Source organism: uncultured Imperialibacter sp. (assembly GCF_963974565.1).
In the GTDB taxonomy this organism is placed as follows: Bacteria; Bacteroidota; Bacteroidia; order Cytophagales; family Cyclobacteriaceae; genus Imperialibacter; species Imperialibacter roseus.
In genome coordinates this window covers 478,150-494,594 of sequence record NZ_CAXBCJ010000001.1, presented here as the reverse complement: position 1 = coordinate 494,594, position 16,445 = coordinate 478,150, and the positions used below count along the sequence as shown (strand labels likewise).

General features: G+C 47.8%; 15 protein-coding genes. 8 read left to right on the top strand and 7 right to left on the bottom strand.

Features of this window, described 5'->3' with window-relative positions:
* Window positions 1-13 precede the first annotated feature (13 nt).
* The 3 genes from AAC052_RS02225 to AAC052_RS02215 all read left to right on the top strand — a co-directional run bounded on the left by AAC052_RS02225 (window position 14) and on the right by AAC052_RS02215 (window position 4,016).
* A complete protein-coding gene (locus tag AAC052_RS02225) occupies window positions 14-529 on the top strand; it encodes a sigma-70 family RNA polymerase sigma factor (protein WP_317490158.1) in 516 nt (171 codons plus the stop codon).
* Window positions 530-595: 66 nt separating this feature from the next.
* Window positions 596-1,501, top strand: a complete 906-nt coding sequence (locus AAC052_RS02220; protein ID WP_339810601.1) for a FecR domain-containing protein — start codon at window positions 596-598, stop codon at window positions 1,499-1,501.
* A gap of 37 nt (window positions 1,502-1,538) precedes the next feature.
* The gene (locus AAC052_RS02215; protein WP_339810599.1) at window positions 1,539-4,016 is read left to right on the top strand and encodes a carboxypeptidase-like regulatory domain-containing protein; all 2,478 of its coding nucleotides are present in this window, start codon (window positions 1,539-1,541) and stop codon (window positions 4,014-4,016) included.
* Between the two features lie 97 nt (window positions 4,017-4,113).
* Here the strand turns inward: AAC052_RS02215 and AAC052_RS02210 are convergent, their stop codons facing one another.
* Window positions 4,114-4,947: a TIM barrel protein gene (locus AAC052_RS02210; RefSeq protein ID WP_339810597.1), complete on the bottom strand. Its 834-nt coding sequence runs from the start codon at window positions 4,945-4,947 to the stop codon at window positions 4,114-4,116.
* A 219-nt stretch (window positions 4,948-5,166) separates the two neighbouring features.
* On the opposite strand from AAC052_RS02210, the gene AAC052_RS02205 reads away from it, so the two are divergent.
* Entirely contained in the window at window positions 5,167-5,682 is a 516-nt protein-coding gene (locus tag AAC052_RS02205) for a hypothetical protein (protein WP_339810596.1), read from the top strand.
* Window positions 5,683-5,785: 103 nt separating this feature from the next.
* Here the strand turns inward: AAC052_RS02205 and AAC052_RS02200 are convergent, their stop codons facing one another.
* The gene (locus AAC052_RS02200; RefSeq protein ID WP_339810594.1) at window positions 5,786-6,457 is read right to left on the bottom strand and encodes a hypothetical protein; all 672 of its coding nucleotides are present in this window, start codon (window positions 6,455-6,457) and stop codon (window positions 5,786-5,788) included.
* A gap of 198 nt (window positions 6,458-6,655) precedes the next feature.
* Between AAC052_RS02200 and AAC052_RS02195 the strand changes: the two genes are divergently transcribed.
* On the top strand, window positions 6,656-7,930 hold the full coding sequence (locus tag AAC052_RS02195) for a hypothetical protein (protein WP_339810593.1): 1,275 nt from the start codon (window positions 6,656-6,658) through the stop codon (window positions 7,928-7,930).
* Between the two features lie 9 nt (window positions 7,931-7,939).
* Here AAC052_RS02195 and AAC052_RS02190 read toward each other — a convergent pair whose 3' ends face one another.
* Both AAC052_RS02190 and AAC052_RS02185 read right to left on the bottom strand, forming a co-directional pair.
* Complete coding sequence (locus AAC052_RS02190) at window positions 7,940-9,559, bottom strand: sulfatase (RefSeq protein ID WP_339810591.1); 1,620 nt, start codon at window positions 9,557-9,559, stop codon at window positions 7,940-7,942.
* Between the two features lie 90 nt (window positions 9,560-9,649).
* The gene (locus AAC052_RS02185) at window positions 9,650-10,087 is read right to left on the bottom strand and encodes a PH domain-containing protein (protein WP_339810589.1); all 438 of its coding nucleotides are present in this window, start codon (window positions 10,085-10,087) and stop codon (window positions 9,650-9,652) included.
* Window positions 10,088-10,198: 111 nt separating this feature from the next.
* Here AAC052_RS02185 and AAC052_RS02180 point away from each other — a divergent pair, with 111 nt between their 5' ends.
* The gene (locus AAC052_RS02180; protein ID WP_339810588.1) at window positions 10,199-11,938 is read left to right on the top strand and encodes a family 43 glycosylhydrolase; all 1,740 of its coding nucleotides are present in this window, start codon (window positions 10,199-10,201) and stop codon (window positions 11,936-11,938) included.
* A gap of 7 nt (window positions 11,939-11,945) precedes the next feature.
* Here AAC052_RS02180 and AAC052_RS02175 read toward each other — a convergent pair whose 3' ends face one another.
* Window positions 11,946-12,413, bottom strand: a complete 468-nt coding sequence (locus tag AAC052_RS02175; protein WP_339810587.1) for a DUF1440 domain-containing protein — start codon at window positions 12,411-12,413, stop codon at window positions 11,946-11,948.
* Window positions 12,414-12,591: 178 nt separating this feature from the next.
* On the opposite strand from AAC052_RS02175, the gene AAC052_RS02170 reads away from it, so the two are divergent.
* Both AAC052_RS02170 and cysM read left to right on the top strand, forming a co-directional pair.
* Complete coding sequence (locus AAC052_RS02170; RefSeq protein WP_317490168.1) at window positions 12,592-13,431, top strand: serine acetyltransferase; 840 nt, start codon at window positions 12,592-12,594, stop codon at window positions 13,429-13,431.
* A complete protein-coding gene (cysM, locus tag AAC052_RS02165) occupies window positions 13,428-14,306 on the top strand; it encodes a cysteine synthase CysM (RefSeq protein ID WP_339810585.1) in 879 nt (292 codons plus the stop codon). The genes AAC052_RS02170 and cysM overlap by 4 nt, the downstream gene beginning before the upstream one ends.
* Window positions 14,307-14,322: 16 nt before the next feature.
* On the opposite strand, the gene AAC052_RS02160 is transcribed toward cysM, so the two are convergent.
* Together AAC052_RS02160 and AAC052_RS02155 are read right to left on the bottom strand one after the other, a co-directional pair.
* Complete coding sequence (locus tag AAC052_RS02160) at window positions 14,323-14,619, bottom strand: putative quinol monooxygenase (protein ID WP_339810583.1); 297 nt, start codon at window positions 14,617-14,619, stop codon at window positions 14,323-14,325.
* 265 nt (window positions 14,620-14,884) lie between these two features.
* Complete coding sequence (locus AAC052_RS02155) at window positions 14,885-16,411, bottom strand: arylsulfatase (RefSeq protein WP_339810581.1); 1,527 nt, start codon at window positions 16,409-16,411, stop codon at window positions 14,885-14,887.
* Window positions 16,412-16,445 lie beyond the last annotated feature (34 nt).

Below are 16,445 nucleotides of genomic sequence, written 5' to 3'. Positions count from 1 at the left end.
AATTGGGGTTCATATGAGCCATGAGAAGCGAAATGTTTGTGATGAAGGCAGGTTTAAAACACTTTTCAGAGCGCTCTCAAAAGACCTTCATGATTTTCTCTACTATAAGTACGGTGCCGGAAACCATCCTGCAGATATTGTGCAGGAAGCTTTTGTGAAATTATGGAATAACTGCAAAAACGTACCACCTGAAAAGGCCAGGGCCTTCCTTTTTACAGTGGCCAACAACCAAATGTTAAATGAGCTGGCAAAAAGAAAGACAGCGTTACGGTATCAGGAGACGGCAGAAGCAAAGCGATACACAATTGAGTCGCCTGAATTTGCAATGGAGGAAGAGCAATACAGGCAGCGACTTCATGCTGCGCTCGAAAGCTTGACCGAGGATCAGCGGGTGACTTTTATGTTGAATCGGGTAGAAGGAAAAAAGCATCAGGAAATTGCCGACATGCTGGGTATAGGTCGCAAGGCAGTTGAGAAGAGGATATACACAGCATACAAAATTATAAGGGAGCAGCTGGGCGATTTTTGATTGTGCAAAAAATGTGGCAGGTAGGAGATTCTTGCATTCATCTGTTTTTATTAAGAAGTAAAAATTATGGACGAAGAAGACTTGGTGAAAAAATGGCTGGCCGAAACGCTTTCGGAGTCGGAACGGTTGTCGTTCGAGAAAACCGAAACGTATCGAAAGCTACGGCGAACTGAAGGTTTTTTGCAACGGATGAAAGCTCCTGATTACGATGTTGAGGCCGAGGAGAAAAGATTGCCTATCGCTCCTCGCCAGGTCGGAGTTGTCGCCATATGGCAACGAAATTTTCTAAAGGTTGCGGCCTCTTTGCTACTAGTGCTCAGCGCAGCACTTGTCATAGGCTATCTCTTGTTGAGAGATGAGACGGTCAGGGTACTGGCGGCCACGAAAACCACCACTTATTTGCCTGATTCTTCAGAGGTTGCACTGAATAAAGCCTCAAGCCTCACCTACAGTAAAAGCGGGTGGAACAAAGCCAGAGTAGTTGAACTAAGTGGCGAAGGATTCTTTAAAGTCTCTCACGGCTCCCGTTTCGATGTGAAGACCTCGTCAGGTACAGTCACTGTTGTGGGCACACAGTTCAATGTGAAGAGCAGAACAGGGTATTTTGAAGTGCAATGCTATGAAGGAACGGTGAAAGTTCGGTCAAAAGGCACCGAGCAAATATTAGAAAAAGGCCAGGGGTGGCGTTTGATAGGCGGTTTGTCAGCGGCTTTGGAGTTAGGTGCCGACGATAGCCCGGGTTGGTTAGGTAACGAAAGCAGATTTGAAAGTGTGCCGTATAGTCAGGTGGTGGAGGAGTTTGAAAGGCAGTATGGCGTTAAGGTAAAACTGGTTCGTGTGGATGCCAATCAAATGTTTACTGGCAGCTTTACGCATGACAACATAAATCTTGCTCTGAAGTCAATCACGCTTCCGCTCAATATAAAGTTTGACCGTGAAGAGAACCTGGTTCGTTTGTCTGGTGATCAATAGAAAAGTAAAATTTTTTCTCCTTCTACCACTCCTTTTTTTGGCAGCACACATTTTTGGCCAGCAAAAAGAAGATGCGCAGCCGTTATTATCAGTTCTCAAAATTCTTGAGGCCAGGTATGAAATTGCATTTTCCTATGCAGATAAAAATGTTGCCCACCTCTATGTTGATCTTCCGGATGATGCCTTAAGCCTGGCTCAATGTCTGTCGTACCTGCGACAGGCCACCGACCTGGAATTCGAGCAATTGGATGATCGATTTGTTGCTATAAGAAAGTTGGAGACCACCGCCAGGGTGATCTGTGGCTACCTGAAAGACGTGGGAACCAGCGAGCCCGTGACGTCGGCCGTCGTAAGCCATCTGTCAACTTCGGTTGTTACCAATGTGGAAGGATATTTTGAGTTAGCGCTTGAGGGACCAGAATCCGTTTTGCGTGTAAGGCACCTGGGCTATCAACCCCTGGAAATAGATCTGGCTAAAAAAAAAGTTACGGATTGTCTGATCATCAGTCTCGCAGCCAAAACAGTGGAGCTTGAAGAGGTTCTTATCTCCAATTACCTTGTTGGCGGAGTGGGAAAAACCGTTTCAGGGGCATTTGAGGTGAAAACCCGGGAATTGCAGGTGCTGCCCGGCATGAGCGAGCCCGATGTGCTGTATACTATGCAGGCTTTGCCGGGCATACAAAGCGCCAACGAGTCGGTTTCCGATATCAACATTAGAGGCGGGACTAACGATCAAAGCCTGATACTTTGGGACGATATAAAAATGTATCAGTCCAGTCATTTTTATGGCCTTATCACTGCCTTTAATCCCTATTTCGTTGACAAAGTAATCCTGACAAAAAATGGCACCGGCGCTCGCTTGGGAGAAGGAGTTTCCGGCACCATTGAGATCAAACCCGACGACAAAGTGGCCAAAGAGTGGAGTGGTGGCGGTGGCATCAATCTGCTAAGTGCAGACGGCTACCTTACTGCACCACTATCCTCCAGGGCTTCCATAAGTGTGGCCGGGCGCAGGTCGATGGCTGATATTGTCAGAACGCCTACTTACGACAACTATTTTGACCGGGCATTTCGCAACACCGACGTCGCCAGGGTTTCGGCCGGAGATAGCCTGCTGAATAGCAACGAAGACTTCTATTTTTACGATTTAACGGCAAAAATTAACTACCAGATTTCAGAAGGCGACAAGCTAAGTCTCAGCTTCCTGCAAATTTTTAACGACCTGACCTACACTGAAAATGCTGAAGTAAATGGGGTAAGGGAGTCAAAGGCAAGTAGTCTTTCTCAGCAGAGTATGGCTTCAGGCATTCGGTATGAAAAGGAGTGGAGTCGGTCAGTGAAATCAACGCTTAGTGTGCCTGTGTCGTGGTACAAGCTCAGAGGCGTTAACAACAACATTCCCAATAACCAACGGCTAGAGCAAGAAAATGAAGTGCTGGATGTCGGTTTCAAAATCGATACCAGACTGCTTATTAATGAAACCACTGATGTAACGGGAGGTGTGCAACTTACAGAGGTAGGCATTGGTAATTTGGAAGTGCTGAATAACCCAGCTTTCAGAAGGTATGTAAAGGAGGTTAACAGAAGCCAGGTGTTGTTTGCTAATGTCAATCACTCTACGCCATCAAACAACACCAACATAAGTGGAGGGCTTCGTGCCAACTACTACTCTACGCTCGATCAATTTACCCTGGAGCCTCGCCTTTCCATTCATCAGAAGCTGGCCGAAAATGTTGCACTTGAACTGCTGGCTGAACAAAAAAGCCAGTTTACTACCCAGGTGATCGATTTGCAAAACGACTTTTTAGGTGTCGAGAAACGAAGATGGGTTCTTTCCAATGGAGTGGGCATTCCGCTTATTCGCAGCAAGCAGGCTTCGGTGGGCTTGCTGTATTCTCCCGACAAGTGGTTGATTAGTGCAGAGCCATATTTAAAACTGGTCAAGGGTATCATTACCTCCAGCCAGGGGTTCCAAAACCAGTTCCAGTACCTAAGGTCAAATGGTAGTTACCAGGTGTTTGGTGTGGACGTGCTGGTGAAAAGAGACTTTAAAGAGCTTTCTGCCTGGACGAGTTATGCTGTGGCTAAAAATCGATATGATTTTCCTCAACTGTCGGTGAGCGCCTTTCCCAATAACCTTGATATTTTGCACAACCTAACGATTGGTGCGGGCTATACCAGGGATAGCTTTCAAGCGTCCACTAGCCTTAGCTGGCACACAGGCCGGCCTTATACGGCTGTAAATGCCTCCAACCCAATAGTTAATGGGACTATCAGCTACGACCTCCCCAACGCAGCCAGAGTTAGCCCTTACTTCCGCATTGACTTGTCAGCCAGATATAACTTTAATTTGAGGGCAGGTATGCGAGGTCAGGCCGGGTTTTCTATCTGGAACCTGTCGGCGTATGAAAATGTGTTAGGAACCTATTACCGCATTGCCGCCGGAAACCTGGAAACTATCAGCCAGGCTGGGTTAAAGCTTACACCCAACATGATGTTCAGGGTATTTTTCTAATCAACGGAAGGCCAAATTTGCCAGGTAATTAAAAAAAAAAGTTACCACACCGGGAAAGTCAAACTTATCCTGATGTGGCAACTACGAGAAATTTCTGTTAAATCACTTTAAGCACTCCCCTGACATAGCCGAAGGACTCAGCAGCACCCGCCAGCGGATCTTTGCCGTCTTTCTCATATTCCAGCGACATATAGCCGGCGTATCCAACTTTGATCATCGTCTTCAGAAACGCCGGTATGTCAGTCACACCACGGCCGATTTCAAGCGGCTTGCCATCTTCCTGAGCTTTGTCTTCGTCTTTAAGGTGGATGTCGTAAATCCGATCCTTGAATTTTTCAGCCCACACAGAGGGATCTTCCCCAATACGCACCACATGGCCAATGTCCATGCAAAGGCCAATACGCTTGTCAAGCCCTTTTACTTTTTCGTAAACGTCCTTGGGGCTGCGGTAAAGGTCGTCTCCGGGGCCGTGGTTATGGATGGCCAGTTTGATGTCAGTTTCTTTCACTTTTTTCTCCGCCAACGGCAGCAGGTCATAGTTGGGCACGCCAATGATCATTTTCATGCCTGCCGCTTTTGCGTAAGCAAACGCCTGGTTCACTTCTGCTTCCGTTTTCATGTAGATAACGCCGGCGCCGTACAACTCAAGGCCGGCATCGGCTATTTTCTTGGCAGCTGCCTTGATGTCTGCTTCTGACGAGTCTAGCGGCAAGTGCATGCTTTTTAGGGCGATCTTGGAAATGCCAAGGCGCTTTGTGTATTCTATCGTGGTATCCAGCGAAAATTCACGAAAGGTGTAGCTGGCAAGGCCAAGCTGGAAGGTGTATTTGCTGGCTCTGGCCGGTTTGGCGGAGCTAAGTGTGGGGGCAAGTACCATCCCTGCACCAGCGAGCCCGGCCGTTCTTAGAAAGTCTTTTCTATTCAATGTCATCTGATCAAAAGTTTAAGTAGAATTTAAATATAACGCATAGCGACAGAAAGGGCTAAAGGTTTTACAAAATCTATGTTCAGTGGTAATGTGAAAAGCCGGAAAGGTGCTGGGAAATTGTCTGGTAGGTTTGATATTGTATTTTTCAAGAAAATGACATTTAGGACTTTTAGGCACTATAATTGCTCTAATTTTTCGTTTAAAAAACTAACGAAAATCAGCATGAAAAGACTTTCTATCGCAACGCTATTTCTTTTGTTTGCCTTTGCAGGCCATGCCCAAATCAACAAAGGAGAATCGTTTATCAACGGATCACTCAACTCTGTATTAGTCCACAAGGCACATGTCTTTCAAGTAGGTGCGGGCTATTCCTATGCTGTCAAAAATAATCGATTGCTCGGACTTGGAGTAGGTTACAATGATATCTCTGGAAACGCTACGTCTTTTAATTTTGGAACAAACTTTGCCTGGAACTTTAGCCTGGGTGAAAAGCTATTCTGGGGAGTGGGTGCCTTCAGTACGATCAGCTTTACGGGAGGAAACGATGCTTACGTCAACGATGTTCTTATCGGATTCAGTCTGCCCTCCTTGGGTTACCGAATGCATGATAGGATCATACTGAGTTTACGCACTGGAAACCTATCGTACGGATTTAAAAGTGAGGCCCTGCAATTATCCGGTAGTTTATCCGGTCTTGGGATTGGAGGAATGATCCGGCTAGGAAAGAAACCCGGGTGATCTTCGGTGATGAGAATGCAAGTACTTGGTTTAGGATTCTATTCTATTTGAGCCGATGACAGGAGTACCAAGACTTCCAAAAGGAATCCAAATGTAACTTAGGTTATGCCATTGTCTTACTATGCTTCACTTCAATTTTTCGCACCCCCCTATAAATAAAGAAGGTAGCCGCAGCCATCAGCACGTGACTTAGTGCTATATGATTGAACCATTGGTGGGGCGACAGCTTGTTCATGAAGACCAGTGCCGCCGCTGCCGCAAAGGCAATGCCTATGAGTATGTTTTTGCTGGCAGCATTTCTGGTTTTCAGGTAGAGGTAGCCTTCAAACGACAGCACCACGAACATCAAGCCATAGCCGGAATGGAATTCTACAAAGAAGAAATTGAGTGTGAAAATGGTGAGGCAAAGGAAGGTGAGCAACTCAAGGATGTTGATCACTTTCAGCACCTTCACTGCCGACTCCTTAAAAAGCACCCCTGAATGCTCAATAGTTCCCCTTTCTATCAGCATAATGGCGAACATGCTGATGATCCAGCCGGGCAGCTTCCAGCCAAAGGAAAAGGCGTAGAGAAACGCATGTCCGAGCAAGCCGCCGAGCGCTGTGGCAATGCCCATCAGGAGAAAGTAGTACTTGAACCAGATGAACACTTTCCCGGTCTTCCCCGATTTTTGAAGCTTGTAGAAATAAAAAATACACAGCGCCGACACCAGCAGGTCGGTGATTGTAACTATGGGCTCATCTATTCTAAGTCCAAACAGATGAATGGTATTCATAGCCTCCATATTTCGGCAATCCTATTGACTTAATAACGGCCCTTTCGGGCTTTAGTTCCATAATCTTCTGCTTTGGTGAGTTGCGCCCGATAATGTATGTGAGATCGATTATGCTAGTATTTTATTTTTTCACTAAACGGCTTTTATTTCTGGCTAATGATTAATTTTCAGAGACTCTTTCATTAGTTTCTCCCGAAAATGCATAAACACATTTTTACGCAATGCGTCTTTTTTTGTGTCGCTATGTGGCATAGCTGCGCTGCCTTTGGTCAGATTGCATTGCCTGTAGACGACAGGAAAATTGTGCTGATAAAAGCGATAAAGACAGATGGAACCGAGGTTGCGGGTTTTTTACTTGATTTCGACAAGGAAAACGGGCTTCTTCATTTTCAACAACGAGATGAACTGCTGGTGGAGGAGCTGAGCGCTGAAGAAATTGCCAGGATTGCTTATTTCAAGAAGGGCAGTTTTTGTAGAGGCTTTGGTTGGGGGGCACTAGTTGGGGAGTCATTGTGGGCTACCTACGTTTTCTCCAACGAGCCCGGTTATTTTGGACGAGGTTTTGATCTGGTGGTGGGGTCTGTGCTGTTTGTTACGCCGGTAGGCATAGTAGCGGGTATTGTGGATGGAGCCAAAGGCGTTCATCTTGACTATGAAGTGGCGGGAGAAAAGGCTGCCTTTCAACTTCCGATAGGTCGGCTTGCAAGGTTTACCAACCAGGATTTGCATTTGATAAGGCCATCGGAAAAGGGTAAGAGAAGGCTTCGTAACTATAGCTTCACTGAGACGCCAATTGCGAGACGGCATCCGCAGTATAGCCCCCGGTTTCACTTTGGCCTTTCCTACGGGCTTGGGCTAAACGGCATGGTTAGAAAAATCGAAAAGAACTACACCCCTTTGCAGTTTGACAGCAAGTATGGTGACAGCAGACGAGGGCATGATGGTATATTTAGAATAGGCGTTTCTTACTCGCTCAGCGATACACTCGAAGTGGGTTATGACTTCCAGAATGAGTATGGTGATGTGGTCAACTTGTACGGCAGCAGGAATGGTTACGAGATCAGAACATCCGTTTACATGTTTCAGAGCAGCCACAAATTATACGGCATGTATCACCTCAAGCCTTACTACAGCGCTGTTGGCACCCCTTTTCAGTTGTCGGCAGGCGCCGGACTGATTTTTAGTAACATTTACCTGGCAACGGAAACGTACGGCTCCTCGTCGTTTCCTGATGTTTTTGTGTATGATGAAGCAAGGCGCACAACGCTTGTGCCAGGTCTTGCATTCATGGCAAAGGCATCTTACTTCATCAACCCAAACTTATCGGTCCAACTATTGCTTGAGCAGGATGTATATACCAGGGCCTCAACTACAGGCCTGAGCCTTGGTGAGCCGGTAAACTACACCACAAAGCCACTCAAGATCGCTCCGAATCTATTCTCCGTTGCCACTGGGCTCCGGTTTCATTTATGATCGGCAGGCTTACTTGAGTTCCTTGTATTTTTCAATATACATCTGATCCAACTCCTCCGAGTCTTTGTACTTCACCCTTAGTCCGGCCAGCTTTTCCTTCAGGTCTTTTACCACATCGGCATAGGCCGGATCGTCGTACACATTGGTCATTTCCTGCAAGTCCTTTTTGCGGTCGTAAAGCTCCCATTCGTCCACATCGTAGTAAAAATGCACCAGCTTGTAGTCTTCGGTCACTATGCCGTAGTGGCGCTTCACCATGTGCACACCCGGATATTCGTAGTAGTGGTAGTAAACAGCATCTCGTTTGAAGCTATCATTTTCGCCCTTGAGGAGGGGAATCAGGCTCTCACCCTGCATGTCGGCGGGCACTTCTGCACCCACGGCTGATAGCAACGTGGGAGCAAAGTCGAGGTTTTGCACCATTTGGGTGTTGGTGGTGCCTGGCTGAACCACACCCGGCCATTTCACCAGCAATGGGGTTTTGAACGATTCGTTGTAAATAAATCGCTTGTCGAACCAGCCGTGTTCGCCCAAATAAAAGCCCTGGTCGGACGTGTAAACAATGATGGTGTTTTCTGCCAGGCCGTTTTGCTCCAGGTAGTCAAGTACTTTGCCCACACCCTCATCCACAGAGGCTATGGAGCCCAGGTAGTCCTGCATGTAGCGCTGGTAGCGCCACTTCATCTTCTCTTCCCGGGTCATGTTGGGGTAGTTCTTCTTGAACTCCTCGTTCATGGGGCCATACACGGCGTCCCATTTGGCTCTTTGCTCAGGATTCATGCGGCCAACTTCTCTTTTGAAAGCGGCTTTGTCCCAGTTGGCAGTTTCAGGTATGCCGAGCTCATCCATCACGTCCGGATAGATCTTGGAGTCGCCGGCCCAGTTCATGTGGGTGAGCAGGTTCATTTCAGCCTCTTTGGCTGCGGAGCCACGGCCTTCGTAGTTGTCGAACAGCGTAGCAGGTTCTTCAAATGTTTTGTTGATATACTCTGTGTAGTGCCTTTCTGCAGGCAGCCATTCTCTGTGGGGCGCTTTGTGGAGGTACATTAGCAGGAAAGGCTTCTCAGCATCTCTTTCTTTGTCCAGCCAGTTGAGCGTCATGTCGGTGATGATATCGGTCACATAGCCTTCTACCTTGATATTGCCTTCGTTTTTAGTGATAAAATCGGGGTTATAGTAAGCCCCCTGGCCCGGCAGAATTTTGAACTGATCGAAACCCTTGGGGCTGTTGCCAAAATGCAGCTTGCCAAACATGGCCGTTTGGTAGCCCTCCTTTTGCAAAAGCTGAGGGAAGGTGACATTGGTAGTATCAAACGGGAAGTTGTTGTCGATTTTGCCATTCAGGTGGCTGTGCTTGCCAGTGAGGATAACGGCACGAGATGGTGCACAGATGGAGTTGGTAACACTGGCATTGGTAAACAGCATGCCTTGTTTGGCAATCCGGTCGATGTTGGGTGTTTCAATCAGCTTGTTGGAATAGGCACTAATGGCCTGGTAGGCATGATCATCCGACATGATGAACACGATATTGGGGCGCTTTTTCTCGGCTTCTTTGGGAGCAGAGGGGCTGCAAGAGTAAAGGATAGTGGCAAAAAAAAGGCCGAAGATCAGCTGGTTAACGAGTTTCATTGGGAGTGGATTAAGCTTGAGTAAAGCTCAATTTAGGAATAATGATCAAAAACCTAAGATGTGGAATAGATGATCGGCAGTAAGGCGGTTTTAAACAAGCACTTCGATGGTTGGATTGAGCTGCTTCAGGGTTGCCAGAAACTCATGTTCTCGATCCGGAGAAATGACTACTTCGCCACCTTTGTACTTTATCCGAAGTCTCCTGATGGAATTAGCTGGTGCCGATAGCAGGGTGTAAGTACGATGAGCCGTCCAAATGTCTCTGATATCGACCTTATCAGCTATAAACGGCCCGATTTTTACAATCAGAACATTGTCTTTTATGGTATAGCCGGTGCCGAAAAATATGGTGAGAATGAAGACTAGGACGGGAATCCAAATAGCCAAAGAGATAAGGATGGAACTGGTGTGCATCGACACGATAGACCGATAGATGTTAGCTGTGCCCAGATAGGCAAGTAGCAGTACGATGAGCCAGACAAGGAAGCTTTTGCGGGAGGAGTAGTAATTATTCGGTAGTGACGTCATGTCGGCTTAATGTATTTCTAATAGCTAATATAACCGTTAAACTCATATTCAATTAGGTAAATGATCGTTGCGACGTTTTCTTACATTTGCTTAGCAACACATACTTCTACCATGCGATTCCTTTTTGTCATGCTCATCGGGCTTTTTTTTAGTTTATCTGTGTATGCCCAACAGCTAACTTACTGTAACCCCATCAATATCGACTACGGCTACACGCCCATTCCCAACTTCAGTGAAATGGGGAGACACCGGGCCACGGCCGATCCTGTCATTACTGTTTTCAAAGGCAAATACTATCTCTTTTCGACCAACCAATGGGGCTACTGGTGGAGCGACAATATGTACAACTGGAATTTTGTACCACGTAAATTTCTGAAGCCGTGGCACGATGTCTATGATGAGCTTTGTGCTCCGGCCACGCTCGTGTTGGGCGATACACTGTTTGTTATTGGCTCTACTCATACAAAAGAGTTTCCGCTCTGGATGAGTACCAATCCTACTGAGGACGACTGGACGGAGGCTGTGGACAAGTTTGAGGGTGCCGCCTGGGATCCTTCTTTTCTCGAAGATGATGACGGCCGCATTTATCTCTACTACGGCTCCAGCAACTTTTACCCTATGTACGGGATAGAAATTGATAGAAAGACCTTGCAGCCAATTGGAGAAAGAGTGGATATGATCCACCTGAATGACAGCATTCACGGCTGGGAGCGCTTTGGTGAGCATGCCGACAATACTTTTCTTGACCCCTTCATGGAAGGTGCCTGGGTCAACAAGCACAATGGTAAGTATTATCTGCAATACGGCGCCCCCGGCACAGAATTTAGTGGTTATGCCGACGGAGTTTACACCAGCGACAAACCCCTGGGGCCATGGACATATCAGTCGCACAATCCTTTTGCCTACAAGCCGGGAGGGTTCGCCAGAGGGGCCGGGCATGGTGCCACCTATCAGGACTTGTCGGGCAACTGGTGGCATGTTTCTACGATAGTCATTGGCGTGAAGAATAACTTCGAACGCCGCCTTGGCATTTGGCCAGCAGGGTTTGATGACGACGGCATCTTGTATTGCAATACCACTTTCGGCGACTATCCTCACTACCTACCAAATGGCCCGGCTGATCACTTAAAAAGCAGGTTTACCGGCTGGATGCTATTGAACTACAATAAGCCTGTTCAAGTCTCGTCTACTTTGGGAGGTTTTGCTCCTAATCAGGCGGTGGATGAAAGCATTAAAACTTACTGGAGCGCCGCTACTGGCAACAAGGGAGAGTGGTTCCAAACCGACCTCGGCGAGGTGAGCCAGGTGAATGCCATTCAAATCAATTATGCGGATCAGGATGCTGACTTCCTTGGCAAGCCAACCGGTTTCTACCATCAGTACATTATCTACGTTTCAGAGGATGGCAAGAAATGGAAGGTGGCTGCTAACAAGGGACAAAATAAAACAGATGTGCCTCACGACTACATCGAATTCAGTGAGCCCATTAGGGCTCGCTACCTGAAGATGGAAAACATTCATATGCCCACAGGCAAGTTTGCGCTTAGTGGCTTCCGGGTTTTTGGTAAGCAGAACAAGCCACTTCCAGCACCTGTCCGGCATTTTATCGTTCTCCGTGGCGACAGTGAACGCCGCAATGCCTGGCTCAAATGGGAGCAGATGCCCGATGCCACTGGTTACAACATTTACACAGGGATTGCACCCGATAAGCTTTACAACAGCGTGATGGTGTACGGTGCCAATGAGTATTATTTCACAGCCATGGACCTGGACAAAACCTATTATTTCCAGATAGAGCCTTTCAACGAGGCGGGCGTCGGGCCAAGAGGTGAAATCATGAAAGTAGAATGATGCCCTGTCAGGAACCAAAATGTTTTCTGGCGAGCAACACATTTGGCAGGCCAATGGCCACAATTAGTATACATGAACCAATGATGGCTGAGGTCAGGTTGAAAGGGAACTTAGGCGTATTGGACAGCGGGAGCACTACCTGATTCATAACCAGCCACACACAGAGGCCGTAAATCACCGCCGGAAGTACAACCCCTGCTCGTAAAATTGAGACCTTGCTGTAAAGCAAAAAGAAGAGAACCGACCATGAGAAGGCTATCAGATAGTGGAACAGCAGGCCGAAAACTGCGATCATTGCTCCACCAGAGAGCGCTTCAACACCAAAAACACCACTGGCAACGAATTTGAGCACCGCTGCAGGGGTGGTGGAATTTCTGACCCAGGCACTGGCGAAAGCGGAGAGGATATCCAGTGTGCCTGTAGCAAAGCCAGCTAAAACAATAGCTTTACTCAATGGCTTGTTTGATGTGCTCATAACGAATTTGTTTAAGTAGCGGGATGTTCTGGGTTAAATAACAATTATCACGATATTTACTACTATCGGAAGAGGGGCGCTTAGTCAAATGACATCAACAGAATGCCAGTTTGCGACAATTCCTGTCCTTTCATGGAATTGCGGGGAACCCTTTTCTCAAAAAACAGTTTGATACATCATGCAGAAGGAATTTCTAGATAAATTATACAAGGATCATCTGGAGTGCCCAAGGTGCCCAAGCCCTAAAAGAGTGTCACAGTTTTTTGTGGACTTGCTGGAAACGCTGTTTCCTGATTTTTCCATGCGGGCTTTTTCGTCGCAAAGAGAGCTGGAAATACACCTGAAGAAACTTCAGATTGAGTTGGATGAGATGCTCACGTTGAATCCCATGAAGGGCGTAGTGGATTTGGAAGATGTGGCGAAGCTTTTTTTTGATAAGCTGCCAGAAGTTCACTCAAAAATCATCGACGACATCAAAGCGCTGTACGAAGGCGACCCGGCTGCCAAAAGCCAGAGTGAAGTGATTCGCACATATCCCGGCTTTTACGCCATTGCCTCCTACCGCATTGCGCACGAATTGCACAAGCTTGGTGTGAAGGTGATTCCAAGGATCATTACCGAGCATGCCCACGGCAAAACAGGCATTGACATTCACCCGGCTGCTACCGTTGGCGAGCACTTCTGCATCGACCATGGCACTGGTGTGGTGATAGGAGAAACCACCATCATTGGCGACCACGTTAAAATATACCAGGGTGTAACCCTCGGAGCTCTTAGTGTCGACAAAAAAGATGCGGAGACAAAAAGACATCCGACCATTGAGAACAACGTGGTGATTTATGCTGGTGCTACCATTTTAGGTGGCGAAACCGTTATTGGCCATGATAGCGTGATTGGTGGCAATGTGTGGCTGACTCGCAGCGTAGCTCCGAACACGAAAGTCTACTACCAGGCCCGCATGTACAATAGCGATACCGAGGAAACTGATCTGCTCATCTTCAAAGAATCTGCTCAATGAAGCTTTTCGATTTGATTGGCAACACGCCAATAGTAGCGTTGGAAAAAATCCCAACCAATAAGAACGTAACTATATATGCTAAGCTGGAGGGGCAAAACCCTGGCGGAAGTGTAAAGGATAGGGCAGCCTACAATATGATCAAAAGCGCTTTGGAGCGTGGCGATATCAAGCCGGGTGATAAGCTTGTGGAAGCAACGAGCGGAAATACGGGGATTGCCCTTGCCATGATTGCCCAGGTAATGGGGGTGCACATGACACTGATCATGCCGGACAATTCCACCAAAGAGCGGGTGCTGTCGATGGAAGCTTACGGAGCCAAAGTGATCTTAACACCAGCCGCCAAAACCATCGAATACTCCAGAGAGCTGGCCGATAAAATGGCAGCCGAGGATGGCTATACCATCCTCAACCAGTTTGCCAATCCCGACAACTGGAAAGGCCATTACAAAACCACCGGCCCCGAGATTTGGAACGATACCAAGGGAAAAGTGACGCACTTTGTGTCTGCTATGGGCACTACGGGCACCATCATGGGGGTGAGCCGCTACCTGAAAGAAAAGAACAAGAATATCCAGATCGTAGGCACCCAGCCGACCGATGGGTCAAGCATCCCAGGTATCCGACGCTGGTCGCCGGAGTTTCTGCCCAAGATATTTGAGCCAGAAAGAGTGGACAGAGTGGTGGACGTGAGTCAGGATCAGGCCACAGAAATGACTCGCCGCATGGCCAGAGAAGAAGGCATCATGGCTGGGATGAGTAGCGGCGGCGCCTTGTACGCCGCCTTGCAGATTGCTTCCGAGCTGGAGTCTGGCGTGATCGTGTGTATTACCTGCGACAGGGGTGACAGGTATTTGAGTTCAGATTTGTTTGGATGAGTTGTTCCTGCGCTCCTTACAACGGATGCACCAGCAACACCTCTCTGGATTCAAGCAGTGGCACTATTTTGCCCAGCACTATTTCCTTAAAGTAGTCTGCATCACGGTGAGCCTGTAGGGCCGCCTCGTCTTTGTAACCCTCGTATAGGGCGATCGTGTGGTCATCGTCTTTGCCTTGGTGCAGCGTGTAAAACAGGTTACCCGCTTCCGCTCTTGTCCTCGGAACCATTTCCCTGAGGTGTTTGATGACTGTATCGACCTGGCCTTGTTTCACCTTCCAGGTAACGATGAGGTAGATAGGTGGTTGATTCATAGTTATTTGTGTTGTAAGGTTATAAGTTATTTGCTGTCCTCAATATCGCAAGGGTCTCCCTTGTGATAGTTATTCAATTGGCGTTCGCCACTACAAACATGGCTAACCATAAATTCCGTTTGTAGCGTCTTGTGTCTTTTCTTTGCCGCCTATTCTTACGTACCGGCACTTCCTGCTATTTTCCTCTAATATTGCAAGGGTCTCCCTTGTGATGTATAATTGACCGGCGTCCACCACTTTCGAGATGGCTTACCATCCATGTTTCCTATTTCTCTCCAAGGGCCTCAAACTTAAACTTCTCAGTCGCCGCCGGCTCATGCTCCCGGCTCATGATGGCTTCAATCTGTGCTACGACTTCGGGGTTTTCGGCCGCTACGTTATTTTGCTCCTTTGGATCGATTTTCAAATTATACAGCTCAACGCCAAGGTTGCCTTCAAACATCCCTTTCCTGACGCCCTTCCAGTCGCCCATTTGCACAGCCTGCTGCCCGGTGTATTCCAACAGCTCCCAGTAAAGGAACTCATGCACAGGCTGATTGCCCTGCCCAAGTAAAGTGGGCAAAAAACTGATTCCATCTGTTTTGGCAGGAGCGGCTATGCCAACAAGTTCGCAAAATGTCGGCATCACATCGTAAAAAACTGACGCAAGGTCGGTGGTAGTGCCAGGCTTGATTTTGCCTTCCCAGCTGGCAATCATCGGCACCCTTATTCCCCCTTCGTACACAAACCCTTTGTTTCTTCCATAGCCATTCGTGTATGGGCCGGTGCTGTTGAAATACTCGAAGTCCACACCGGCAGTGTAGGTAGGCCCATTGTCGCTGGTGAAGATGATGAGTGTGTTTTCGTAAATCCCCAATTCTTTCAGTGTTGCGACCAGTTCACCCACCTGATCGTCCAGGTAGCTGATCATCCCAGCATAGGCAGCTCTGGGGTAGCGGTGAGGGAAGTAGCCAAGGTTGCCCAGGTAGGGCTGCTCCTCACCAAAAATGGCATGATACTTTTCCACGTACTCTTTTGGTACCTGCAAAGGCAAGTGCGGCAGAGGAGAAGCATAATACAGAAAGAAGGGGTTGTCTTTGTTTTCACGCAAAAAGCCCAGCGCCTTTTCGTGCATAACGCCGGGAGCGTAATCAGCCTGGTAGAACTTGTCGAAGCTCGACTCAGCCAGTGTGTCTGAACCCGTTGCCAGTTTTTCTCCGGGAGCCATGAACTCATTGTTCAGGTAAATCCGGTTTTCATTTTCCCAAATATGTGTGGGGTACAGATTATGTGCCTGTCTTTGGCAATTATAACCACAGAAGTAGTCGAAGCCTTGTGTGTTAGGTGTGCTTTCGGAGGCAGGTGCCCCCAGTCCCCACTTGCCAATAAGTGCTGTTTTGTAGCCAGCTTGCTGCATTACTTCGCCCATCGTAAGCGTGCTGTCGGGTATCGGGCGCTGCCCTTCCAGGGTAGAGTCGGCCAGCATGGCAGCAAAATCCCACACGGCGCCCCGCTCCCGCCATTCGTCGTTGCCCCGGATAAACGAATGTCCCATGTGCAGCCCGGTGAGCAGTGCATACCTCGATGGGGCGCAAACAGGGGCTCCGGAATAATGGCGGGTAAACTTCATACCATTCTTCGCCAATGCGTCAATATTGGGCGTCTGAATCAACTTTTGTCCGTAAGCTCCTACATCGCCATAGCCAAGGTCATCAGCCAGTATGTAAATAATATTGGGTTTCTTCTCTTCCGGAGTTGTTGAACAAGATAACAGCACTGCGCTGAGACAAAGCAGGATAATGAAAGACCGCATGATAGATGGTTTGGTGTTGAGGAGCCAATATAGC

What these genes read in the sequence shown, in the direction of transcription:
- AAC052_RS02225 (WP_317490158.1), top strand. Translation starts at nt 14, where the DNA reads ATGAGCCATGAGAAGCGAAATGTTTGTGATGAAGGCAGGTTTAAAACA.
- AAC052_RS02220 (WP_339810601.1), top strand. Translation starts at nt 596, where the DNA reads ATGGACGAAGAAGACTTGGTGAAAAAATGGCTGGCCGAAACGCTTTCG.
- AAC052_RS02210 (WP_339810597.1), bottom strand. Translation starts at nt 4,947, where the DNA reads ATGACATTGAATAGAAAAGACTTTCTAAGAACGGCCGGGCTCGCTGGT.
- AAC052_RS02205 (WP_339810596.1), top strand. Translation starts at nt 5,167, where the DNA reads ATGAAAAGACTTTCTATCGCAACGCTATTTCTTTTGTTTGCCTTTGCA.
- AAC052_RS02200 (WP_339810594.1), bottom strand. Translation starts at nt 6,457, where the DNA reads ATGAATACCATTCATCTGTTTGGACTTAGAATAGATGAGCCCATAGTT.
- AAC052_RS02195 (WP_339810593.1), top strand. Translation starts at nt 6,656, where the DNA reads ATGCATAAACACATTTTTACGCAATGCGTCTTTTTTTGTGTCGCTATG.
- AAC052_RS02190 (WP_339810591.1), bottom strand. Translation starts at nt 9,559, where the DNA reads ATGAAACTCGTTAACCAGCTGATCTTCGGCCTTTTTTTTGCCACTATC.
- AAC052_RS02185 (WP_339810589.1), bottom strand. Translation starts at nt 10,087, where the DNA reads ATGACGTCACTACCGAATAATTACTACTCCTCCCGCAAAAGCTTCCTT.
- AAC052_RS02180 (WP_339810588.1), top strand. Translation starts at nt 10,199, where the DNA reads ATGCGATTCCTTTTTGTCATGCTCATCGGGCTTTTTTTTAGTTTATCT.
- AAC052_RS02175 (WP_339810587.1), bottom strand. Translation starts at nt 12,413, where the DNA reads ATGAGCACATCAAACAAGCCATTGAGTAAAGCTATTGTTTTAGCTGGC.
- AAC052_RS02170 (WP_317490168.1), top strand. Translation starts at nt 12,592, where the DNA reads ATGCAGAAGGAATTTCTAGATAAATTATACAAGGATCATCTGGAGTGC.
- cysM (WP_339810585.1), top strand. Translation starts at nt 13,428, where the DNA reads ATGAAGCTTTTCGATTTGATTGGCAACACGCCAATAGTAGCGTTGGAA.
- AAC052_RS02160 (WP_339810583.1), bottom strand. Translation starts at nt 14,619, where the DNA reads ATGAATCAACCACCTATCTACCTCATCGTTACCTGGAAGGTGAAACAA.
- AAC052_RS02155 (WP_339810581.1), bottom strand. Translation starts at nt 16,411, where the DNA reads ATGCGGTCTTTCATTATCCTGCTTTGTCTCAGCGCAGTGCTGTTATCT.